This window comes from uncultured Sulfitobacter sp., assembly GCF_947497275.1.
Lineage (GTDB): Bacteria > Pseudomonadota > Alphaproteobacteria > Rhodobacterales > Rhodobacteraceae > Sulfitobacter.
Genome location: NZ_CANMFS010000006.1, coordinates 174,587 through 197,716, shown reverse-complemented (window position 1 = coordinate 197,716; position 23,130 = coordinate 174,587). Strand labels below are relative to the sequence as shown.

Sequence of the window (23,130 nt, the reverse complement as noted above, 5' to 3'; positions counted from 1 at the left end):
GTCTTACGCCACCGCCCCCGGCAGCAGAACCTCCCGCGCACCTTCCTCGAAATCGGTCAGGGAAAATGGCCATACCGTACCGGGCCAGCGCAGTTCCATCTCTTTTTTACGTGGACGGTAAACTGCGGTATAAAGCGTGCCGAACCCGTGCTGAAACGCCGTCGAGTATAGTGGTGGCTTGAGAAAAGCGCCGATGAATTTCTCCTCAGGATCCCGGTGAAGGCGCAGCCTCTGAAGTAGAAATCGCTCTCGTTCCACTGTCGCTGTGAACCGTGCATGGCTGATCCACTCCACGTTTTCCTGATGGTTGGTCGCCACCGCCGCATGTGTCACCACCGCAGGTCGGTCCGGCGCCATCATCACCGTCGAATATTTGCGCTTCCGATCAATTACCGTCACGTTATAGCTCATGTGGGTCGGCACCCGCGCCAGCACTTCACTGGCCTCATCTGCCGTCGAACAGGTCTGCAGCACATATCGCAGGATCAGCGGCACGCCGAACCCCTCGCCGACAACCCGCCTGCCGCCGAACGTCAGCGAAATGGCGAGCCCCTTGTCGTTGACACCATCGACCAGCCCCCAAAGTCCGTCGGACGTTCCCATTACCGTGCGCCCCTGCCACCGTGTGCGCAGTACCAGGCTGTCGAACGCCTTGGAGTCGTAGTCGTAGTTGCGCACCATGACCGGTTCCTTGCCCGCCCAGATCGCCTGAGAGCAGCCGGCCAAATAGGGCGGTGGCGTGAAAAAGCTGAGAAATCGCGCGGCGTGATCGCCACCGCCCGCCAGTTCGCACAACTCGTCATAGAGCGGTACGATCTCAGGCATGTGATCCATCAGGGCGCGGCGCGACTCGGCATAGGTCGGACGGGCGGTTTCGCCCTCCTTGAGCCACCACGCGCGGTAGTCGGACCAGTATTCGCGGAAAAGCCCGGCCCATTTCGGGCCGGGCAAATCCTCTGATATCGCGCGCCAATACATCGCAGGTGCGCCTTTCCAAAAACGGTTTACAGGATCTTGAACGCCGGATCCGCAAGATCGGGACTGGCCGATGCAACGGGCAATGGTTTGCCTTCGACGCTTTGCTTGATCCCGTGGATCCACTTTTTCGCGCGCTCGTTCAACTGGAAACTTTTCGTCATAGAGCGACCGCGCGTCACGAGGATGCCGATATCGGCGCCCTCGTAGCGGTAATCGCCCGGCTGGAGAATGCGCAGAAAGAATGCCTCGTTCTCCGATTCAACCGCACGTCGGTGGTAATCGAAACGGTCGAAAACGACCGAGCCGTCTTCGCGCATCTTGTAGATGCCTGTTTCGGGGCTTTCCGTGCAGATATCTACGCTGTCCTTAGTGTGTTTAATCACCATCTGCGACCAGCTGTCGATGTTGTCCGGCTCCGCCCAGCGGTTGTTGAGCTCGTCCACATCAAGGTTGAACTTCTTGCGCGAAAATTCGAGCAGGTGGAACAGGAACAGCGGCGCGTCGGCGTGGGCGAAGGCGGCGTGGTTCGTCATTGAGGACGCACCAGTGATGCGGGGGTTCAACTCGCCCAGCCAAAGATCGCCGGTTTTCTTGTCGATCAGAAAATCCAGCTCGAAGTAGCCACGATAGCCTTCCTTCCGAAGCTGTTCACCGAATTTGAACGTCAGGTCACGGGCCTGCTGACGCACCTTAGGCGGAAATGCCGTCGACAGGATCTCGTTACCGCACCAGCCCCCGCGATACGGCGTCAGCTCCTTGAAGCCGACAAGCTCGGTCATCAGCGGGCCGACAATCGTGCCTTCCTTGGTCGCGCAGGCCTCGATCGCCGCACCGCGACAATTGATGCGCTTCATGATCTTGATTTCGCCCTCGCCGATGATCTCGGATTCGTGGCGGCGGAAATCGGCCTCGTTCTTTATGAAGAATGTCGTATGACCGCTGTCGCCAAAGGCGGATTGAAGCACCAGGTCATGCCCGATGCCCGCCTTCTCGCAGGTCTCGCGCAGGTTCTCGTAGGATGTAACCTCGGCCAACGTGTTCGGCACCGATGGCACACCTGCCTTATTACCGATGCGCACGGTTTCGATCTTGTTGTCCATCGACTGGCGCAGCTTGGCCTTGGGGAACCACACGTCCGCGCCCAGTTCCTTGGACAGACGCTCCGTCTCTTCGTCGAACATCAAGAACACGAACTTGGGCTTGCCGCCGCGTTTCTTGATGAAGTCGATGACCTCCTTGTGCTGCAACAGGTAGTTGTTGATGTCCTCGATGGACTGGAACTCCGCGTGCGGCTGCTCGGACGGGCAGAATACATTGGGGTGCTTGCCCCCGTAGCAATCAATGTAGCAGATGTATTTGAAATTCTTGACCCACTCATCCAGCCCCAGCAAGTTGAAGTTGGTCGCGGAGATGAAATAGATCGGGTCCTCGTTGCGATGGAAAAACCGACGGATTTCTGAGATATTTCTGAGAACGGTAGCCATGTTGGTGCTCCTTTTCTTTCAATTGTCTTTCAAGCTGTGGCTTTTTTGGAAGGTTTTTTCGCCTTCGGCGCGAGACCTGCCAGCGACTTCTGTGTAAAGACCCGCAAGCCCAGATCGGGCCGGTATCCGTGGATCTCGCTCACGTCGAGCGCGCGCATGAAGCTCAGGATTTCCTGACTGACCACCTGACCGGGCACGAGAATGGGAAAACCGGGCGGGTACGGGATGACAAAGCTTGTAGAAACAATTGTCTCGCCACGGTCCATCGCTGCTTTCAGTGAGCCGTCAAGCTCGAGATAGTCGCAGTTCTTCTCGTCGTAGGCGAGAAAGAACGCCGAGCGGATATCGCCTTCCTTGGCATCGTCGTGATCGACAAAGGCCTCGTGGAAGCGGCTGAAATCGGGCAGTGGCGGGTACGTTTCCAACAACCCCTTCACCCGCCTGTCAAACGACAGCTTTTCCATCCCGGACGCATCGTCAATGAGATCGTCGAGCGATTTCGCAATCTCGACGAGAACCTCGATCAGGTACGCGACGCTGGACCGCGTGGTGCCGATGTTGGTCATGAACAAGACGGTATTGCGCGAGGTCTTGTTGATCTGGATGCCGTATTTATCCATCAACACCTTGTTCTTGAACGTGTCGCCGTCCCAGCCGGTGCCACCGACCAGAAGCGTCACGCGGCTGGCGTCCAGCACGAACTCGTCGCGCTCCCAGCAGTCCCACAGATCGGTCCAGCCCTGTTCGGCATCGTAATAGCTGGTCACGCCGCTTTCGCGGTGCTCCTCAGGGATCATGTCGCCCGCCGTCAATACCTGGAAATACTTCTGCAACAGCGGATGATCCGAGATCGCCCGCCGCATCGACATCGCGGCCTCGATCTGGCGCTGGACGAATTCGAAGCCTTCCAACTCGACCTGACGACGCCCGACATCGAGAGAGGCGATGATCTGATAGTTGGGCGAGGTCGACGTATGCGTCATGTACGCCTCGTGGAACGATTGCTCCACCTCGCCTTTGAAGTCCTGATCGTTGACGTGAATCATCGACCCCTGCCGCAGCGACGTCAGCGTCTTGTGGGTCGATTGCGTGGAATAGACCCGCACGCGCGCCGAAGGCGACGCGATCAGCCGCGTCTTCATCAGCGTTTCGTGATCCGCGTCCTTCAACTCCTCCTGCTGCTTCTCATAGGCTTCGCGGTGCGCGTCAGTCTTGAGCTTCGCACGCAGCACGTTCGCCGCGTTCATGCCGGTCCGCTGGCGGTAGGTCGGATTGAACCGGGCAAAGGCGAACCACGCCTCGTCCCATAGGAAAATCAGGTCCGGCTTGATCGCCAGACATTCCTGCATCACCCGCTCGACGTTGTAGACAAGCCCGTCGAAGGTACAGTTCGTCAGCAACAGCATCCGCACGCGATCCAGCTTGCCCTGCGCCTTCAGCTCCAGCAACCGCTCTTTCATTTCCGACAGCGGCACCGCGCCGTACATCGAATATTTGCTGAGCGGATAGCTGTCGAGATAGCTGACGTGTGCCCCGGCGAGCACCATGCCGTAGTGATGCGACTTGTGACAATCACGGTCCACCAGCACGATATCGCCGGGTTTCAGCAACGCCTGCACGACGATCTTGTTACAGGTGGATGTTCCGTTGGTGGCGAAAAACGTCTGTTTCGACCCGAACGCGCGCGAGGCAAGCTCCTGCGCCTGTTTGATCGGCCCCACAGGTTCCAGAAGGCTATCGAGCCCGCCGGACGTGGCGGAGGTTTCCGCAAGGAAGATATTTGGCCCGTAAAACGCGCCCATGTCCTGAATCCAGTGCGACCGCGTGATCGATTTCCCGCGGCTGATCGGCATCGCGTGGAAAACGCCCGTCGGCTGCTTGGAATATTCCACCAGAGCGGTGAAGAACGGCGTCTTGTTGCGCGCCTGCACACCGCGCAGGATGTTCAGGTGCAGCTCCATGAAATCTTCGGAGTTGTAGAAAACGCGCCGGCAAATCCCAAGATCCAGTCCCGCGATATCCTCGACCGACCGTTCAGTAACCAGATATGCGTCCAGTTCGGGGCGCACACGCGCGATCATCCGGCACAGTTCCGGGCCGTAGTTTTCGGGCAGGATCGCGTCGATCTCATTGCGCCCGCCGGCACGCGCCAGATAGCGGGTCAGGATTTCCTCGACCAGTTCGGAATGCAGCGTCAGACCGGGGCGCACGACGATGGCCTGAATATTGTGGTTGAACAAAACAGCGATCAGCGCGTCCTCGATCGACGGCACCACGACCGCTTCGTAGATGAACGGGTCTTCGGGGCGGCGCATCGACGTGACGTTCGATTTCAGCCACCGTTCCTGATGCTCGTTCACACTGTCGACGATCAGGACTTCGAAATAGGGCTTGGACAACGCGCGCATTTCGGGGCTGTGGTGTGCCTCGTCGTCCTGTTCATCCTGATCGACGCTGTCGCGCTCCAGCGGGATCGAACGGCGCCGGTACGCACCGGTGGTCAATGCCCGCGTGATGCGGGCAACTGCAAAACTGACGTCGTCAATCTTGCCCTGGTCGTAATGACGCCGGATCTGGTTGAACGCGGTGATACCCGGAAAGGCCCAGTAGGCTTCCATGGTGGACAGCGAATCGAACAACTCCTCGACGGTGCTGCGCTGTGACGCGGATTCGGCGGCACTTGGATTGCGGGTCAGCGCGCTCGTGGCTTCCCGTAGCGCGCTCCAGCGGTCGGACCGCAACTGAATTGCCGAAGAATAGTTACTCATGGAATGCATCGGTGGTTCTCCGCGCTTTGCACGGCTGAGCGTTCGACATGAGGTGCGGGGGAAGGATGCCTCCCTCCTCCGCGCAGCAACCGCTCAGCCGCTGGATGAATCGTTATCGTGATTGGTCGTACCTGTTAAAACGCCGGGACGGACGGGCGGGTTGGGGGCTGCCGCCGCTGGCACGGCGGCGGCTTCGGGTTCTGGGGCCGGTGGCGTCGCCGTTCCGGCAGTAGGATTGGGCAAGGGTTCCGGCGCAAACGCGGGCGGTACCTTGTGAGCAAACCCGGGCAGCGAATCCTGACCGGGAAAGGAATCGACCCGTGGCACCCGCATCGCCGGTGCTGTCGTTTCCAGACCAGCCGTCGTGCCTTGGAACGGCACGGCCAGCGGGCCGAGAGTCTTGAGGTAATTGTCCGTGCCACTGCTGCGGTCGTAGACCGAGAAATCCGTGGACCGGTCGCGGAAGCTTTTCAGGACCTGGCCCAGCCCCTTCATGCCCGTCTCGCGCTGGCGGCGAACCATATCGAGATCTACCTCGATCGGGAACATATCCTCCTGCCCCGCCGACTGGTGCAGCACCATCGACGTCGGGTCCACGACGCAGGATTTACCCACACCACCTGCGCCAAGACCGTTCACGTCGATAACGTAGCACTGGAACTGCGCTGCGGTCGCGCGCGCAATCGCCAGTTCGGCGTCACGGTCGGTCGTACCGGTCAAAACAGGGTGCAACAGCACTTCAACACCCTGGCTGGTAAGCTGGCGCGTGGTTTCGGGGAACCACATGTCGTAACAGATCGAAAGGCCGAACCGGCCTACTTGGGGCACGTCGAACACACAAAAATCGGTCCCCGCCGCAATGCCCGATTCGTAGGGGCGGAACGGGAACATCTTGGCGTAACGCCGGATGATCTCGCCCTCCGGGTTGATCACGACGGAGGTATTGTAGATGCGGCCATCGTCGGGGTCCGTGATGAACATCGACCCCGGTATCAGCCAGACACGGTGCTTGCGCGCCGCTTCCTGAAAGCGTTCAAGCGCGTCGTTTTCGGGTGGCAGGGCGTATTGATCCAGCGGCCCGAAAGGCGCCAGCTCGGAAAACAGGACCATCTGCGTCCAGGGGAACCGTGCCATCAGAATGTCGAGGCGGTGAATCATGCCATCGACGTTCGAATGCAAGGCGGCGACGTGCATCTGCACGCCTGCGATTGCGAAAGGTGTCATATCTGTTCACTCCATATCATACGGCAGCGGCCGTTTGACGAAGTGCTTACGCCCTTTGCGTGCAAAGCGAAACGGCCTTCTCCGCAGTTTGACGTAACACTTTCGTAAAGCAGATATGGCATCCCCACGCGCGTGATCTTATGCAACCGCTGTCTCGCGCGGTGCGCGTCCGCTGCGCCTCCGTTGAAGCATTACGATACCCGCGAGCAGCAAAAGTGCCGGAATGAACATCAGGTACTTGCTCGGCTGCGGCTCGGGTTTGAGAACGCGCAGCACCTCCTGATCCCAATCCAGCCCCGCATTCTGCGCCGGTGAATTGAACGACACATCGTCGATGATCATCTTGCCCCCATCGTCGCGGAACATCAGACCAGCGTTCTCCAGCTTCTCCTCGCCCGTCGCGCCTTCGCCGATGGGCAAGAGAGCCACGAATTCAAGCGGATCGCCCAGATCATTGACTCCGGACACCCGCAGGCGCAAAGGCTCTCCCGCCGGGGTGTCGGCCGCCGCCTGCGCGATTTCGGTCGGCTCGGCTTCGGTATAGGGCGGTGATACCATGTCCATCCAGAAACCGGGACGGAACAGGGTGAACGCGATCAGCAGCAAGGCTATCGTCTCATAGAACCGGTTCTTGGCAAGGAACCATCCCTGCGTTGCCGCCGCGAACAGAAGCATCGCGATGGTCGCGACAATGAAGACAAAGATACCCTGTATCCAACTGACGTTGATCAGCAAAAGCTCGGTGTTGAAGATGAACAGGAACGGCAGCGCGGCGGTGCGCAAGCTGTAGAAGAACGCCACAACACCTGTCTTGATCGGATCGCCGCCCGACACGGCCGCCGCCGCGAACGAGGCGAGGCCCACAGGTGGCGTCACATCCGCCATGATCCCGAAGTAAAACACGAACAGGTGCACCGCGATCAGCGGCACGATCAGCCCGTTTTGCTGGCCCAGCGTCACGATCACCGGCGCAAGCAGCGCGGACACGACGATATAGTTTGCCGTGGTCGGCAGCCCCATACCCAGGATCAGCGAAAGAACCGCCGTCAGCGCGAGAATGGCAAGGATGTTGCCGCCCGACAGCACTTCGACCACATCGGCAAGGGCCGCACCAACGCCCGTCTGGCTGACGACGCCCACGATGATACCTGCGGTCGCCGTGGCGATACCGATGCCGATCATGTTGCGTGCCCCGGTCACCAAACCGTCGATCAGGTCAAGCAGGCCGTCTTTCACATCCGTTGCAAACCGGCTCTGCCCACGGAACATTGCCATCAGAGGACGCTGGGTCACAAGGATGAACACCATATAGGAAGTCGCCCAGAACGCGGACAGACCCGGCGACAGGCGGTCCACCATCAGTGCCCAGACCAGCACGACAACCGGCAGGATGAAATGCAGACCGGACCGAACGGTCGGTCCCGGCAGCGGCAGCCGCGTCACCGGCTCGTTCGGGTCATCCAACTCCAGCGGCTCTTCCTTCGAGGCGACATAAAGCAGCCCGATGTACACAGCCGACAGGAAGACGAAGATGATGTAACCCGCCGTTTCCGGGAATGCCGGACGGATCCACCCCATGAGGTAATAGACCGCAAAGCTCAGCCCGCAGATCACCGCAATGGTGAACGCGATAGACATCAGCCATGCCAACCATGGCTTTGCCGGAACCGGGCGCGGCAGGCCTTCCATCCCCGCCTTCATCGCTTCGAGGTGCACGATGTAGACAAGGGCGATGTACGAGATGACAGCAGGCAGGAACGCATGTTTGACCACATCAAAATACGGAATCCCGACATATTCGACCATCAAAAAGGCTGCGGCCCCCATCACCGGCGGCATGATCTGTCCGTTGACCGACGACGCCACTTCGACAGCACCCGCCTTTTCGGACGAGAACCCGACCTTTTTCATCAGCGGGATCGTGAACGTCCCCGTCGTCACCACGTTGGCGATGGAAGAGCCTGAAATCAGACCCGTCATGGCCGAGGACACAACAGCAGCCTTTGCCGGTCCGCCCTTCATGTGGCCCATGAGGCTGAACGCGACCTGAATGAAATAGTTGCCCGCACCCGCACGGTCCAACAGGGAGCCGAACAAAACGAAGAGAAACACAAACGAGGTCGACACGCCCAAAGCGATACCGAACACACCTTCGGTCGTGATCCACTGGTGGTTGACAATCTCAGAGAGCGAATTGCCCTTGTGCGCGATGATGCTCGGCATATTGGGGCCAAGCACGGTGTACATCAGAAAGACCGAAGCCACGATCATCAGCGCAGGCCCAAGCGCGCGGCGTGTCGCTTCGAGCAGGCACAGGATGCCGATCACGGCGACGACATAATCCTGCGTGATCGGAGCGCCGACCCGGTCGGCGATTTCGCGGTAGAAGAAGAAGAGATACAGCGCCGAACCGGCAGCGGCAAATCCGAGAATCCACTCCCACACGGGGATGTAATTCTTGGGCGAGCCGAGCACGACGGTGGCGGCAACGGCGATCGCAGGGATCGGGATCCACCACGTCGCGGTGCCGTCCTTTGCGCTGATCATGAACAGCGCGGCAAGTGCCAGCGGCACGATCACCCCAAGTGCAAGCTGGAATTTCGTCCGTGCCGCAGGAAATGCGAGAATGCCGAGGAAAACAGCAAAACCAAGGTGAATTGATCGCGCGAGTGTGTCGTTGAAAAGTCCGAAGGGCGACGCGATATAAAGCTGGAACAGGGACCACGCGAGGGCCACAAGCATCAGGAACAAACCAACCGGTCCGGCGACTGCACGTCCACCTGTGTCGGAGGAGGCGACAAGCTCGTCAAGCTCCGTCTGGTTCAATCCGCCATGTCCCGCAGCAGCTGCTTCGACGGCGGCTGCTTGTTGTTGGTCTTTATCTGTCATCGCAATCATCCCCGTTGCGTGCCGCACTTTGCGCGCGTGCATTTTTGTGGCCAAGCATCGCTGGCCATCACGATGGCGGCACGCAAAGCGCCGCCATCAGTATCTGAAACGCGTGGCTTATTCGATCCAGCCGCGCTCTTTGTAGTACTTTGCAGCACCGTCATGCAGCGGCGCGGACAGGCCGGCGCTGATCATGTCTTCTTCCTTAAGGTTCTCGAATGCAGGGTGCAGGCGCTTGAACCGGTCAAAGTTGTCGAACACCGCCTTCACGGTCTCATAGACAACATCTTCCGGCACATCTGCAGATGTCACGAACGTCGCTTTCACACCAAAGGTGTTCACGTCGCTGTCTGTCCCTTTGTACATGCCGCCGGGAACGGTCGCTGCCGCATAGAACGGGTTCTCGTCGATCAGACCCTGAATTTCAGGTCCCTCGACCGAAACCAGTTCCGCGTCGATCGTCGATACCGCTTCCTGGATGGACCCGTTCGGGTGCCCGACGGTATAGATGATCGCATCGACTTTGTTGTCGCCCAACGCCGCCGCCTGCTCCGCCGGCTTCAGCTCGGATGCCAGCGCGAAATCGTCCAGCGTCCAGCCCTTTGCGTTCATCACGACTTCCATCGTTGCACGCTGGCCGGAGCCGGGGTTGCCGATGTTGACGCGCTTGCCCTTGAGATCGTCGAACGTCTTGATACCGCTGTCCTTGCGCGCAATCACGTTGAACGGCTCGCCGTGCACGGAGAACACCGCGCGCAGGTTGTCGAACTTGTCACCCTCGAACGTAGAGCTGCCGTTATACGCATGATATTGCCAATCGGACTGGGCCACGCCCATGTCCATGTCACCGGCCTTGATCGCGTTGATGTTCGCGATGGAACCGCCCGTGGATGGCGCGGTACACTTCAGCCCGTGTTCTTCCGAACCGCGGTTGACGAGACGGCAGATGGATTGACCGACCACAAAGTAAACGCCGGTCTGGCCACCGGTGCCGATGGTGATGAATTTTTCCTGCGCAACAGCTGCCGTACCGGCAATCATCGCACCGGCAAAAGCCAATGTCTTGAACATTTTCATATGGGTACTCTCCCTTTATTACTTACAGGATCAGCGTTGATCGCTGCCTCCTCTGGCTCGGGAAGCGGCGAAAGAGAGGGTGCCGCGATAATTCCGGGCACCGTCCTGTCTGCACTGCTTCCGGTTTCGAAATCAATTAAGTTCCGAAATGTAAAACCAGCCTATGCAGCTTTAAGGTGTTGAGCAAGCAATCTCTACACATCAGCGATTGATCCCGACAAACAATTGAAATTGCGTATTTATTAAGCGGCAGCAGCAACTCGGTCACATGCTTTGCGAGCCGTTTTCCGGGGTTTCCCTCTGTCTCGCCGTCGCCAGCAAGCAACTTGCCAAAAGGGCCGTTAACTTGCTCTATACCGGAGCACTTTAGAAAGCACCCCAGAACCGGAGCCGCCCATGCCAGATCCCTCGAATTTCACGCGCTACAGCACGTTCGCCGGGGTGGTCGTTCTCGCCGTGCTCAGCTTTTTCGCGATGCTGATCTGGTCTTGGTGGTTCGCGCTGTCGTTTGTGTTTTTCGGCGCGCTGTCTGCACTGGGATGGCACGATGTGCGCCAACCGCAACACTCCATCCTGCGCAACTATCCCGTGCTGGGACACATGCGTTTCCTGTTCGAGGGGGTAAGGCCGGAAATCCGGCAATACCTGATCGAGAGCGATCAGGACGAGGAACCGTTCAGCCGCGATGCCCGCAGCCTTGTTTATCAACGTGCCAAGGGGCAGGAAGATGCACGACCCTTCGGCACCCGGATGCGAGTCTATGACGGCGGATACAGCTGGGTAACCCATTCGGTACAACCGGTGCAGATCGGGGACACCGATTTCCGCATCACCATCGGCGGTAGGGATTGCAAGAAACCCTACAACGCGTCGATCTACAACATCTCCGCGATGAGCTTTGGCTCCCTGTCGGCCAATGCGATTTCGGCGCTGAACAGGGGCGCCGCCAAGGGCCAATTCGCCCACGACACGGGCGAGGGCGGCATCAGCCGCTATCACCGCGACGGCGGCGGCGACCTGATTTACGAGATTGGATCAGGCTATTTCGGCTGCCGCACCAAGGACGGTCGGTTCAATCCCGATACCTTCGCAGAACAGGCGGGTCGCGATCAGGTCAAGATGATCGAGTTGAAGCTGTCGCAGGGTGCCAAACCGGGTCACGGCGGGATGCTGCCCGCGGCCAAGATTACCGAGGAAATCGCCGAAGCCCGCGATGTATCGATGGGGATAGACTGTATTTCCCCCGCCACGCACTCCGCCTTTTCGACACCAATCGAGATGATGCAGTTTCTGGGTCGCCTGCGCGAATTGTCCGGCGGCAAACCTGTAGGCTTCAAGCTGTGCATCGGGCACCAGCGTGAATTCATGTGCATGGTCAAAGCGATGTTGGAGACCAATGTCATCCCTGATTTCATTGTTGTCGATGGGACCGAAGGCGGCACCGGCGCGGCGCCGCTCGAATTTGCCAATCACGTTGGCATGCCGATGGTCGAGGGGCTGACGTTTGTCCATAACACGCTGCGCGGGGCGGGAATCCGCGACCAGATCAAGCTTGGGGCGGCGGGCAAGATCGTTTCAGCCTTCGACATCGCCCGTGCGCTGGCGCTTGGCGCGGACTGGTGCAATTCCGCGCGCGGTTTCATGTTTGCCATCGGCTGTATCCAAGCGCAGGCGTGCCACACCAATCACTGCCCCGTGGGCGTCGCCACGCAGGATCCGTTGCGCGCCCGCGCGCTCGATCCGGTCCACAAGTCTGAACGCGTGGCGCGGTTCCACCGGAACACGCTCGACGCGCTGGGTGAGATGACGGGCGCGGCGGGGCTTACAAATCCCTGCGATTTCCTGCCCCATCACCTGATGCAGCGGCAATCGGACCGCTCGATGGTACAGGGCCATCGGGTATACCCCTATCTGCCAATCGGCTTTCTGGTCGATCCCGATGGCGCCGATCATCTGGGATACAAGGAACGTTGGTCGCGGGCGAGCGCACAGACATTCACCCCCCCGGAGAACGATGTCCTATCCCGCACATCCTAGCAACGTCATCGCGCGGTCGATAGCCGGATCCGCCCCCCGAGGCGCAGTGCGCCGCACCCGTCCGTCGACGGCGCAGACACTTACGAACGCGCCGGGTGCGGGCATATCGGCCTCACGCGCGAAAGCGCCGTGAATCGCTGTGCCATGGATCATATAGGTCTGCGACGCGACTGGAGCGGAGGCATGCCCCTGCCACAGCTCCACATCCATCTGACCCGCGAAAACACCCTTGGTCATCAAGCGCATCCGCAGGCCATCTGCCGATGCGTCACCATTCAGTATCCAGACACCCCCGCCGAACGCATCCACCGGCGTCGGCGCATTCTGCACCACGCTGCCGCCGATGCGGACGCGCGCACCTGCCGGTTCCACTACCCCGGTCAGCTGCGCGAGACCGGTACCTTCCACCTTGCGCAAACGCCGCGCAATAACGGGCGCCCCGCTCCAGAACCCGCTGACGACGATCCAGTCACCGGACGCCACGGCGCTCCCCTGCGGCAGGTAAACCTCGCTGCCCAGAATGGTGGCCCTTTCCCCCTCGACATTCTGAACCGGACCGGCGATTGCAAAAATTTCGAGCATCCGACGCGCCAGCAAACCGGCACCATCGAAGTTCGCCGTAATGGCAAGCGTGTCACCGATCAGGATTTGCCTGCCCGGGCCTAACGCACTCAGCACCGGCACCCCGGCGGGCACAACGATCCGTTGCCCCGCCACCACAAGCGGCTCGACGCTCTCGACTGTTCCGAAAATTCCGATGTCGAGCGTGCCCTGCGCAGCCACCGGCGCGGCCACGCAAATCGCCAAGACGGCTCCCGTCAGCCAAGACGTCATCATTGTCCTCCGCCGCGCCTACACTTTGCGCCAATCCATCCGGCAAAAGGAAACGGCGCGCAAGGATCTGCATCCCGCGCGCCGCTCTTTCATCGGTATCGACGACAGAATGGTTACAGAACCCCGTCCGCCACAGCCGCTTTCAGCGAGTCTTCGAAGATCGCCAGACCTTCGTCGATGATCTCGTCCGAGGCGGTCAGGGGCACCATCACGCGTACCGCGTTGCCGTGCATGCCACAGCTGAGAAGCAGCAGCCCGCGCTCGAGCGCATGAGCGATCAGACGCTTGGTCAGTGCAGCATCCGCATCTGCCGTATCGAAGTCAGTCACGAACTCGACCGCGACCATCGCACCCAGGCCGCGCACGTCCCACATCCGGTAGGGTGCGGCCCGCGCACCGATCTCGGCGAACCGCGCCTTCAGCTTGTCACCCAGCGCGATGGACCGGGCAAGCAGGTCCTCCTGCTCGATCGCGTCGATCGCGGCCAGAGCTGCGGCGCAGGCAACGGGATTGCCGCCATAGGTGCCGCCTAAACCGCCGGGATCCATCGCGTCCATGATGTCCGAACGACCGATCACCCCCGCCAGCGGATAGCCACCGGCCATCGATTTCGCCACGGTGATCAGGTCCGGCACCACGCCGGAATGTTCGATTGCGAACCATTTGCCGGTGCGGCCGAAACCGGCCTGCACTTCGTCGGCGATCAGCAGGATGCCATGCTGGTCACAGATCTCGCGCAGCGCCTGCATCATGTCGAACGGAACCGGCGTATAACCGCCTTCGCCGAGCACAGGTTCGATGATGATCGCGGCGACGCGATCGGGCTGTGCATCCGTCAAGAACAGGTTCTTCAGCCCGGTCAGCGCGTCCTGCACGGTGATCCCGTCACGGACGTTCGGGAACGGGGCGCGGAAGACATCCGCAGGAAACGGGCCAACGTTCTTTTTGTAAGGCGACACCTTGCCGGTCATGCCCAGCGTCAAAAGCGTCCGGCCGTGATAGCCACCGGTGAAAGCGATGACACCCGGGCGGCCCGTCGCGGCGCGCGCGATCTTAACCGCGTTCTCGACAGCTTCGGCGCCCGTTGTCACCAACAGCGTCTTTTTATCGGCGTCACCGGGCGCCAGCGCATTCAGACGCTCGGCAAGTTCGATGTACGGTGCGTAAGGCAACACCTGAAAGGACGTGTGCGTATAGTGGTCTTCCTGCGATTTCGCAGCGGCGATCACGGACGGATGACGGTGGCCGGTGTTCAAGACGCCGATACCGCCGACGAAATCGATGTACCGGTTGCCTTCGACATCCCAGACTTCGGCATTCTCGGCATACTTCGCATAGACCCCAGGCGCTGCGGAAGCGACACCGCGCGGGACGGCGGCATCACGGCGCGCGGCAAGATCGGAATTTGTATGGGTCACTGGTACCACATCCTCGACGATAGAGATCTGGGTCTTGTTCTTTGCGCCTTTGCGGGGCGTACGTTTCGCAGTACTAGCCATGAGCGTATCCTTTGAATAAAGAAACCGACGCGGACGCCCGCGTTTAAAATAGCCTTTATGGTGTTTAATTTAATTGTCAATTGAGATTCTCCGGCGTGCTTGAATTTCCGCTCAAAGAGTGATGATGTCGCGCGAAAGAACGCACTGCTGTCATGCCCGGCACGGGTATGACGCGGCCATGCAAGGACCATCCCATTGGACATAGGACAGCGCCTCAGAGAGATCCGCATCGAGCGCGGGTTGTCGCAACGTGAACTGGCCAACCGCGCCGGTTTGACGAACGGAACGATCTCCTTGATCGAAACCGACAAAACCAGCCCCTCGGTCGCATCACTTAAAAGCCTGCTCGACGCGATTCCCATCTCGATGGCGGAATTCTTTGCCCGGATCGAGGACAGCGATACACCCAAAGTCTTCTACAAAGCCGCCGAGTTTACCGAAGTGTCGCCCGAAGGTCCCGGCCAGGTTTCATTGCGGCAGTTGGGCAACGCCCGAGAGCATACGTTGCAGGTGTTCCACGAGGTTTATCCACCCGGTGCGGACACCGGTGCGGAACTATTGGCCCACGACGGTGAAGAAGCGGGAATCATCACTCTGGGCGAAATCGAAATCACGGTGGGCGATGCGATTGCCGTTCTCGGTCCGGGGGATGGCTATCTTTTCGACAGCCGTCAACCGCACAGGTTTCGCAACATCGGCAAGGATACCTGTGAAATCGTCAGCGCCCTTACCCCGCCCGTGTTCTGATGGGTCGATCAGGCTGAGAAACGGACCGGAATTGCAAACACCCCCCGCAAAGGCGGAGGGTGTTCAAAGGTAACGGGTGGCTACTCCCGGTTCGTGTGTCGCCCGCGATGTTGCGCGGTGTCATTGTGGCGCTCCATCAGGGATTTGGCGTCCCTGCGGTCGTTGGAGTCTGTATTTCTGCGCGTAGACGTCATCAGAGCCACAAGCGCGACCACCATCGTCAGAACCATGAGGCCACCAAAAAACGGATCGCTCGTCATTAGGGGCTCCTTTCTGCGTCGTTCAGTATGTCAACCGCTGTGCACCCGCAGCGTTCCCGTGCAGGTGCGGAAACTTTGAACGGACACGACTTTGAACCGCTATGGCCAAGGTGCCATTTTTCGAATTGTTTCAGAAACAGGGAGTTAGCGGGGATTACCTTTCAGAAGCTGCGACAAAATGCGCACATTTTCTAATAATCATACACCGCTTTGTCCGTGCGAGGCACGGGAAACGTCAGTTCGATTGCGTAGGTATCGCTTTCCTCGACGATTTTGAGGTCGCCGTTCAATTGGCGCGCGAACGCCTGTATCAACCTGGACCCAAGACCGGTGCCTTCGTCCGCAGGTACCCCGCCGCTGGTGTTCACGATCCGCAGGCAAGCCATATCGTCCTGTACGTATTTCAAGGAAATATCGATGCTGCCTTTTTGGTTCTTCTTTTGCGGGGTGTATTTCAATGCGTTCGTCACTGCTTCGGAGACAAGCAATGTCAGAGGGGCGGCATCATCCGGGCTTACCAGAATTTCATCATAATGCTCTTTCACGTCGACCAGATCGGGTGAGGCCAGACCGACAGACAGATTCCGTGCAACGATTTCCTTAAGCAGATCACGCGCATTCACGCGCGTCATCTCGTCTCCATGATACAGGCTTTTGTGCACGGTCGCGAGGCCGAGGATCCTGTCCTGCAAACGTTGCAGGACCAATCGGTTCGCCCGGGTCGGGGCCTGACGGATCTGCATGTTCATGATCGAGGAGATCAATTGGAGATTGTTTTTGACCCTGTGATGCACTTCCTTGAGCAGAATATTCTTTTCACGCAGACTATCCTCCAGCCGCGCCTCGTCCTGAAGAATGGAATCCGCCATACCGATGAACGACCGCTCCATCTCGACGATCTCGTAGGGCACGCGCCCGCCCAGTGAATTGCGCGGCAGGGTCCGGTTCAACGCGAATTGGCGCATTTGGCGCCCCAGCTTGCGGATGTGCGTGATCGCGAGCCTGTTCAGCGCCCAAAATGCCACGACGAGGCTTGCCGCCCACATCATGAACGGCAGGAGTGAGGACATCCACCCCGATGAGTTGGTTTGCAGGATGGGCGTATTGGAGGGCCAGATGCTCATTGCGAAAACCGATCCCGGCACCAGCGGGATCACGGCGTAGGCACGCCGCTTTCCGCTGACGCTTTCGGCTTCGAAAACCTGACGTGTGTTCTGTGTCAACTGTTGAAGCGTGTATTCTTTGGGCAATTCCAGACGCGTGGTCTCTTTGGCTCGCTCTGAAATTAGGATTTCGCCCTTGTGGTTGAAGGTCACGAGAGAGTTGGGCTTGTGCGCGGGTTTTGCCGGTTCCGGATCGATCAGATCGGATTGTGCCATGGAGACGCTGACAATACCGACCATCTGATCGTTGTCGAACACCGGAACAGTAGCGATCACGATCTCCTGTTCAGAAATCGGTCCTTCGGCGGCCGCCGTCACGGTGCGCTTCTGTGTCTCGAATGCGTCCTGAACGGCTGCAAAGCGCGTCAGATCCGCCGCACGGGGGGCAGACGAGCAATTCATCCTCCGGTCCATATCGACAAAGCCCACGTTGCGATACCGATCCGCCCGGGCGGCATAGCTGCGCAGAAAGTCGGAGCAGCGTTGTGGATCGTCCCTGACGAGAACAACGATCGACGCCAGCGCATCCGCCGCACCCAAAGCCTCCTGAATGGAGGTGCGCTCGGTCGCCGTCGCCTGCTCGGTCACGGCAATAAGAGACAGTTCTGCCGATTCGCGGCTCTGGCGCGCGATTTCACGCGTCTGCGAAACGGCGATCAGCCCCAGCGGCAACAGCGCCAACGACAGAAAAAGGAGGACCCGGAACGCGAGTCCTCCAAGAATGTTTGTGCTTAAAAAGCCCGAGGTCATCGTTAAAAGTTTGAAACGCGCGACGCTGACAGCACAGACATGGTCGCATCGTCAGTCATCTCCATCGCTTCATCTTCTTTCAGCCCCATCAATTCGGCAAGCTGCGCCCGAGCCCGATTTGTCCGGCTCTTTATCGTACCGACCGCTACCCCACACATTTCCGCTGCTTCTTCATACGAAAACCCCGACGCACCAATCAGCAGCAGCGCCTCGCGTTGCTCCACCTTGAGCTTGGCCAGGGCTTCGCGAAAATCCATCATCTGCAAATGGCCGTCATGGGCGGGCTTTTCGGCAAGCCCTTCGGTGAACACACCGTCTACATCGGACACCTCGCGGTTGGATTTGCGACGCGATGAATAATAGGTGTTACGCAGAATCGTGAAAAGCCACGCACGCATGTTCGTGCCGGGCTGGAACTTCTCGATGTTCGTCCACGCCTTCACCACGGTGTCCTGCACCATGTCATCCGCGAGCGAACCATTCCGGGTCAATGAGATAGCGAAAGCGCGCATGGCGGGCAAATGCTCCACCAATTCGTCGCGCGGGTCGGCATTGCTCATCGCTTGGCTTCCTGATCCGCATCCTGACGTTTGAGTTGTTCAAGCAGGTCCTTGAACCGGTCCGGAATACCTTCTTCCATCGCCTCATGATAAACCCGCTTGAGATTTTCGTCGATTACGCCCTCGCGCGCTTTATCTTGTCTCTGACCTGTCATAAATCCTCTGATTACGCCGCTTTGTTAGAAATATGTTACCAACTTCGGAACCGAACGCACAGATACATCGTTTGGTTCCCAGAAATATACAAGGAACTTCAGAATGAGTGACAATACGACGACATCGGGGATCAGCGATCAGCTGAGTACATTCATTCCGTACCTGCGTCGCTACGCGCGTGCCCTCACCGGCAGCCAGACCAGCGGTGACAATTTCGCCGCAGCAACGCTCGAGGCGATCCTGACAGATCGCTCGGTACTGGATGGCACCGATGTCAAGACAGGGACATTCCGCACCCTCTATGGCATCTGGTCCAGCGCAGGCGCGCCGGTCGAAGATGGCGAATCCGGTGCGCGCGCCCGGGCGCAGATCCATCTTGCCAAGCTGACCAACAACAGCCGCGAAGCACTCCTGCTGTACACCATCGAAGGCTTTTCCTACGCCGATATCGCTACGATCATCGGCATCGACGAATCCGAGGCGGAAGAGCTTGTCGCGATTGCCCGCCGCGAGATGGCAGACAGCGTGACCGGATCGGTGATGATCATCGAGGATGAGGCAATCATTGCGATGGACATCGAAAGCATCGTTGCAGAAATGGGCCACCGCGTCACGGGGATCGCCCGCACACGCGACGAGGCGGTCAAGCTGGGCAAAGCCGACGTGCCCGACCTCATTCTGGCCGACATCCAGCTTGCCGACAATTCGTCCGGCATCGACGCGGTTAACGATCTGCTGACGGAACTCGGGCAGCGTCCGGTCATCTTCATCACGGCGTTCCCGGAGCGGCTGTTGACCGGGGACAAACCCGAGCCTGCCTTCCTCATCTCGAAGCCCTACACCGAGGATCAGGTTATTTCCGCGGTAAGCCAGGCGATGTTCTTCTCCTCGACAGAGACATTGCACGCCTGACGCCTTAAAATCTGTGCTGACAGACCCGGCCACACCGGCCGGGTTTTTTCGTTTGCGCGCCCCAAACAAATTTGCGACGTTCGGAACGATGACGATCACGGCACGTTTAGCCCACAACAGAATACACGAACAGGAGTTCTCAAATGGCTAAAGCAGGCACTTCCTCCCTTTCCGACAAAAAAGACGTCACGGTCGAGGATCTTTCAGTGCAGATCGAAATCCTGAAGGACGATCTGGCATCTCTTACAAACTCGATTTCCGAGTATGGATCAGCGAAGACTCACCAGGCAACTGATGCCGCCCGCGCTAAAGCGACCGAGCTCAGAACAGCCGGTCGCGACCGTGCCGCCGCAAGCTATGAGCAAGCCGAAGATTTCGTTCGGACACAGCCCGCTACTGCGTTGGGCATCGCTGCCGGTCTCGGCTTCTTGATGGGCATATTCTCGACCTCGCGCCGCTGATATGCTGACACAGCTCGTTCTACGTGCCGAGGCGAAGGCCGCCCGCACTGCCCGCTCTGCGGCCATCGGGTTCGGGGCGGGCGTGTGTTTATGCATCGGATTGTTCTTCTGGACAGTCGCCGCGTGGATATTCCTGCTCTCCGTCACCTCGGCGGGAGCGGCCGCAGTCGTACTGGCATGCGCCTACACAGGCGCCGGATTGATCGGCCTTGGCGTTCTTTCCCTGCGCAGACGCAGAGTGCCGCCGGCTGCTGTGGCACCACCAGCCCCGCCTCCTGCCGTCGGACTAGACGGGTTGGTGGATTCGTTCATGAAGGGCGTTCAAGCAGGCTCTCGAGTGCGCGGGTCACGGCGTCGAGCAGGTGCTCGCTTTTAAACGGCAGCGGAACCAGGGTCAGCGGCACGGGATGACAGCCAACCGCGCCCATCCCTTCCGAAATCAGGACAGCGGCGGTGTTTTTCGTGTGCTCGGCGTTCTTGACCGCGATTGAAACGATGTCTTTCAGATTTGCGGACGTCACGATGATCTTGTGACCGCTGATCGCGGCCAGTTTTTCCGGCAGGTTCTCCAATACGTCAACAACGATAAGAGGCCAATTACAAAAACCACGAGCAAGCAGGTCCACAATGTCCATATGGACAAGCGGGTCTTCCTCATAAACTACGAATGTCGCAGGTGCTTTGTTTTCTGTCATTCCAGTTTGCTACGGTAAGGACAGACAACTCTCTATAAATTATGACATAACGGAGTGACACTTTTTCCGATGACCACGCAATGCAAATACTGCCCCCTGAACCGCAAGGATGCGTTTGTAAGGCTCTCGCCCGATGAAGTGGAATTCATGCAAAAGTTCAAGGTCGGCGAACTGGCTGTCGAACCCGGCACGCCAATCCTCATGCAGGGATCCAATGCGCCGCAACTCTTTACCGCCCTTTCCGGTATGGGAATCAGGGAGCGGCACCTGAAAGACGGCAGCAAGCAGGTCATTAACTTTGTGTTCCCCGGCGACTTCATCGGCCTTCAGGCTGGTTTGCTGGGTGAAATGGGTCACGCTGTCGAAGCCCGTACACAGATGCGGTTGTGCGTCTTCAACCGCTCCGAGTTCTGGAACTTCTTCAAATCGCATCCCGAACGCGCCTATGACATTACATGGCTCGCCGCGATGGAAGAAAATTTCCTCGGCGAAAGCCTCGCAACGCTCGGTCAACGCAGCGCGATACAGGCAGTATCATGGACTATGATCAAGATTTTCCAGCGGGGCGACTCGTTGGGGATGGTCCATAACAACACCATCGAACTCCCCTATACCCAGCGTGATGTCGCAGACGCGCTTGGCCTGTCGCTGGTGCACACCAACAAGACGTTGGGAAAGCTCAAGGACCGGCAACTGGCGTCATGGTCCGACCGCGTTCTGCAGATAAACAATCTCGAAACACTGGCCGAAATCGCGCTGACGGAAATTCGCCCACCGGTTAAACGCCCGCTGATCTAAGGTTATGGCAGCGATGTCGCCGGTGTTTCGTCCACGATCTCTTCCGGCGCCGGCACCAGATCATCCTCGAAAGGCGACGTTCCTTCGGCAACTTCGAGACCGTAGACGTATTTTTCTATCTGTGCGTTCACGACCGCACCCAGCAAGACCAGAAAACTGCTCAACCACATCCAGACCAACATGGCGATAACAGCGCCGATCGACCCGTAGACCTGATTGTAATTACCGAAATTCGCGACGTAATACGAAAATACGACCGAAAGAGCCGCCCAGCTGATCACGGCGACGACAGCGCCGGGCCGTATCGCCCGCCCGCTCGGCATCACGCGATTCGGCCCGTAACGGTACAGAACACTTACGCCAGCCAACAGGACGACGACGGCCACGATCCAGCGCAACCCCTCGATCAATATCGTCCCAAACCAGCCCAACGGAAAGAATGAAAGCACCACCGGTGTCACCACTAGCGTCAGGATCGACACGATCCCGACACCAACCAGACCAGCTGTCAGCAACAGCGCCCGGATATAATGCGACATGGTGGTCCGGTTCTTTTCACCGTGTACCGCATTCAGCCCCGTCATCATCGCCGCGACACCCGCACGTGCCGACCACAGCGCCGCAAACAAGGAAATCAAGCTGGCCCAACCCAAAGTATCGGGACTCGTCGTGACGAGGCTCACGATCTGCGCGTTGAATATTCGGTAGACATCGTCTGGAAACAAGCCCCGCAATTCCTCAAGCTGTGCAATCACCACCACCGGGTCGGAGACAAGGCTCAACAATGCGATGATCGCCGCCATTGCTGGAAACAACGCCAGCATGGCAAAGAAACCCACGCCTGCCGAAACAAGCGCCAGATTTGTTTCCCCGATCTGTACGAACCCGTCCCGAAAGGCCCACCATGTTCGCTTTACAGCACTCGCCTGTAAAACTTCCTCTCGCGTCATGCTCATACGTCCTCCAGACGGCGCTACACCTTCTCCTCCGCTCCTTCGACGTCATCGCGCACCTGACCCCAGGCCACCAGAGTAAATATGATGGTCCCGCCGATAATGTTACCCGCCAGCACCGGCAGGAAAAACCGGAAAATCGCATCGGACAGCCCCAGCGACCCTTCCAGCAGCAAAACGGCCATCTCGACCGAGCCTGCAACGATATGGGTGAAATCCCCGGCAGCGATCACCCAAGTGAACGTCAGGATCAAGAAAAACGCAGCCTCCGCCGCCTGTGGCAGCATCCACACGATCAGCGCCACGATCACCCCGGCGGGAATGGCCCGCCAGAAACCCTGCGCTGCGGGCATTCCCGTCGCGTGCTCCGACAGCGACAGTACCGCCAGGAATGTCTCGGGGGTGATTGCGGGCGTGAACACGAACAGTGCCGCGGCCGCAAAAGCGCCAATCACATTGGCACCCAGCACAATCGCCCAAAGCCGCAACATGCACCACACGGAATCAAACGTGCGTTTGCGCATGATCGGCAGTACCGTCGTAATCGTATTCTCGGTAAAAAGCTGCATCCGGCCCATGATCACGGCCAGAAAACCCAGCGAGTACCCCAGATTTTCAAGCAGAAACCGACTAGTTGAATCGGGCAGATACGCCCGAAATGTCGCCTCCCCCAGAACCGACAGGCTGATCAGGATGCCCGCCGCGATACCCGACCAGAAGAGCGACCGCTTCGTCCGGTTCAGTTCTTCCTCACCCTCGCGCCGGATCACTTCGTAGATCATCCGGGGCGACAGCGATGCAGCCTCTTCGACGGATTGTTCCTCCGCCATTTGTTGTTGCTGTCGCTGAGGAGATATAAGCGGGCTCATTCGGGTCGTCTCTCAA

At 58.9% G+C, this 23,130-nt stretch carries 20 protein-coding genes; 5 read left to right on the top strand and 15 right to left on the bottom strand.

Features of this window, described 5'->3' with window-relative positions; all coding sequences use genetic code 11:
* Window positions 1-3: 3 nt before the first annotated feature.
* The 6 genes from Q1A06_RS14030 to Q1A06_RS14005 form a co-directional block, all read right to left on the bottom strand.
* Window positions 4-978: a C45 family peptidase gene (locus Q1A06_RS14030; RefSeq protein ID WP_299564758.1), complete on the bottom strand. Its 975-nt coding sequence runs from the start codon at window positions 976-978 to the stop codon at window positions 4-6.
* A gap of 26 nt (window positions 979-1,004) precedes the next feature.
* Complete coding sequence (locus tag Q1A06_RS14025) at window positions 1,005-2,462, bottom strand: biotin carboxylase (RefSeq protein WP_299564755.1); 1,458 nt, start codon at window positions 2,460-2,462, stop codon at window positions 1,005-1,007.
* 29 nt (window positions 2,463-2,491) lie between these two features.
* A complete protein-coding gene (locus Q1A06_RS14020) occupies window positions 2,492-5,239 on the bottom strand; it encodes an aminotransferase class I/II-fold pyridoxal phosphate-dependent enzyme (RefSeq protein WP_299564752.1) in 2,748 nt (915 codons plus the stop codon).
* A gap of 84 nt (window positions 5,240-5,323) precedes the next feature.
* Window positions 5,324-6,454, bottom strand: coding sequence for a carbon-nitrogen hydrolase family protein (locus Q1A06_RS14015; RefSeq protein ID WP_299564749.1), 1,131 nt, complete (start codon window positions 6,452-6,454; stop codon window positions 5,324-5,326).
* 138 nt (window positions 6,455-6,592) lie between these two features.
* Window positions 6,593-9,343 (bottom strand): TRAP transporter permease, encoded by a 2,751-nt coding sequence (locus Q1A06_RS14010; protein ID WP_299564746.1) that lies wholly within the window; start codon window positions 9,341-9,343, stop codon window positions 6,593-6,595.
* Between the two features lie 117 nt (window positions 9,344-9,460).
* A complete protein-coding gene (locus Q1A06_RS14005; protein ID WP_299564743.1) occupies window positions 9,461-10,420 on the bottom strand; it encodes a TAXI family TRAP transporter solute-binding subunit in 960 nt (319 codons plus the stop codon).
* Between the two features lie 396 nt (window positions 10,421-10,816).
* Here Q1A06_RS14005 and Q1A06_RS14000 point away from each other — a divergent pair, with 396 nt between their 5' ends.
* Window positions 10,817-12,457, top strand: a complete 1,641-nt coding sequence (locus tag Q1A06_RS14000) for an FMN-binding glutamate synthase family protein (RefSeq protein ID WP_299564740.1) — start codon at window positions 10,817-10,819, stop codon at window positions 12,455-12,457.
* On the opposite strand, the gene Q1A06_RS13995 is transcribed toward Q1A06_RS14000, so the two are convergent.
* Window positions 12,440-13,294, bottom strand: a complete 855-nt coding sequence (locus Q1A06_RS13995; protein WP_299564737.1) for a hypothetical protein — start codon at window positions 13,292-13,294, stop codon at window positions 12,440-12,442. The two genes, Q1A06_RS14000 and Q1A06_RS13995, sit on opposite strands and share 18 nt — an antisense overlap.
* A 110-nt stretch (window positions 13,295-13,404) precedes the next feature.
* Window positions 13,405-14,790 carry a 4-aminobutyrate--2-oxoglutarate transaminase gene (gabT, locus tag Q1A06_RS13990; protein ID WP_299564734.1) on the bottom strand — a complete coding sequence of 462 codons (1,386 nt, stop codon included), beginning with the start codon at window positions 14,788-14,790 and terminating at the stop codon, window positions 13,405-13,407.
* A 195-nt stretch (window positions 14,791-14,985) separates the two neighbouring features.
* On the opposite strand from gabT, the gene Q1A06_RS13985 reads away from it, so the two are divergent.
* Window positions 14,986-15,537 (top strand): cupin domain-containing protein, encoded by a 552-nt coding sequence (locus Q1A06_RS13985; protein ID WP_299564731.1) that lies wholly within the window; start codon window positions 14,986-14,988, stop codon window positions 15,535-15,537.
* 80 nt (window positions 15,538-15,617) lie between these two features.
* Here the strand turns inward: Q1A06_RS13985 and Q1A06_RS13980 are convergent, their stop codons facing one another.
* From Q1A06_RS13980 to Q1A06_RS13965, 4 genes are all read right to left on the bottom strand, one after another.
* Window positions 15,618-15,797: a hypothetical protein gene (locus Q1A06_RS13980; protein ID WP_299564728.1), complete on the bottom strand. Its 180-nt coding sequence runs from the start codon at window positions 15,795-15,797 to the stop codon at window positions 15,618-15,620.
* 191 nt (window positions 15,798-15,988) lie between these two features.
* The gene (locus Q1A06_RS13975; RefSeq protein ID WP_299564726.1) at window positions 15,989-17,710 is read right to left on the bottom strand and encodes a histidine kinase dimerization/phosphoacceptor domain -containing protein; all 1,722 of its coding nucleotides are present in this window, start codon (window positions 17,708-17,710) and stop codon (window positions 15,989-15,991) included.
* 2 nt (window positions 17,711-17,712) lie between these two features.
* Window positions 17,713-18,270: an RNA polymerase sigma factor gene (locus Q1A06_RS13970; protein WP_299564723.1), complete on the bottom strand. Its 558-nt coding sequence runs from the start codon at window positions 18,268-18,270 to the stop codon at window positions 17,713-17,715.
* A complete protein-coding gene (locus Q1A06_RS13965) occupies window positions 18,267-18,425 on the bottom strand; it encodes a NepR family anti-sigma factor (protein WP_299564720.1) in 159 nt (52 codons plus the stop codon). Before Q1A06_RS13965 ends, Q1A06_RS13970 begins: the two co-directional genes overlap by 4 nt.
* A gap of 103 nt (window positions 18,426-18,528) precedes the next feature.
* Between Q1A06_RS13965 and Q1A06_RS13960 the strand changes: the two genes are divergently transcribed.
* Window positions 18,529-19,338 (top strand): response regulator, encoded by an 810-nt coding sequence (locus Q1A06_RS13960; RefSeq protein ID WP_299564717.1) that lies wholly within the window; start codon window positions 18,529-18,531, stop codon window positions 19,336-19,338.
* A 143-nt stretch (window positions 19,339-19,481) separates the two neighbouring features.
* Window positions 19,482-19,799: a DUF883 domain-containing protein gene (locus Q1A06_RS13955; protein ID WP_299564714.1), complete on the top strand. Its 318-nt coding sequence runs from the start codon at window positions 19,482-19,484 to the stop codon at window positions 19,797-19,799.
* A gap of 308 nt (window positions 19,800-20,107) precedes the next feature.
* Here the strand turns inward: Q1A06_RS13955 and Q1A06_RS13950 are convergent, their stop codons facing one another.
* Window positions 20,108-20,494 carry a hypothetical protein gene (locus Q1A06_RS13950; RefSeq protein ID WP_299564711.1) on the bottom strand — a complete coding sequence of 129 codons (387 nt, stop codon included), beginning with the start codon at window positions 20,492-20,494 and terminating at the stop codon, window positions 20,108-20,110.
* Window positions 20,495-20,563: 69 nt separating this feature from the next.
* On the opposite strand from Q1A06_RS13950, the gene Q1A06_RS13945 reads away from it, so the two are divergent.
* Window positions 20,564-21,292 (top strand): Crp/Fnr family transcriptional regulator, encoded by a 729-nt coding sequence (locus tag Q1A06_RS13945; protein ID WP_299565008.1) that lies wholly within the window; start codon window positions 20,564-20,566, stop codon window positions 21,290-21,292.
* Between the two features lie 2 nt (window positions 21,293-21,294).
* On the opposite strand, the gene Q1A06_RS13940 is transcribed toward Q1A06_RS13945, so the two are convergent.
* A complete protein-coding gene (locus Q1A06_RS13940; protein WP_366523528.1) occupies window positions 21,295-22,248 on the bottom strand; it encodes a YihY/virulence factor BrkB family protein in 954 nt (317 codons plus the stop codon).
* Between the two features lie 17 nt (window positions 22,249-22,265).
* Window positions 22,266-23,114, bottom strand: a complete 849-nt coding sequence (locus tag Q1A06_RS13935) for a formate/nitrite transporter family protein (RefSeq protein WP_299564708.1) — start codon at window positions 23,112-23,114, stop codon at window positions 22,266-22,268.
* Window positions 23,115-23,130: the final 16 nt, after the last annotated feature.